General features: G+C 56.7%; 1 protein-coding gene. It reads left to right on the top strand.

Features of this window, described 5'->3' with window-relative positions:
* The coding region (locus SB725_RS32725; protein WP_410923642.1) for a hypothetical protein at positions 1-252 on the top strand (252 nt) is incomplete at both ends.

Genomic DNA, 252 nt, shown 5'->3' with positions numbered 1-252 from the left:
CAGCTTTTCAACGTGCTGCTGGGCGATAACCACGGCCTGGACATCGACACGCTGGACAAAGACGTGGCTCACGACAGCCGCTCTATCCAGCCTGCGATGCTGCGCGACGACGAAATCCTCACCCATCCGGTGTTTAATCGCTACCACAGCGAAACCGAAATGATGCGCTATATGCACTCGCTGGAGCGTAAAGATCTGGCGCTGAATCAGGCGATGATCCCGCTGGGTTCCTGCACCATGAAACTGAACGCC

Source organism: Pseudomonas sp. SIMBA_041, assembly GCF_046535095.1.
Lineage (GTDB): Bacteria > Pseudomonadota > Gammaproteobacteria > Pseudomonadales > Pseudomonadaceae > Aquipseudomonas > Aquipseudomonas mucoides.
Note: the sequence above shows the minus strand (reverse complement) of the source record. Positions and strands in the feature narration are given on the sequence as shown.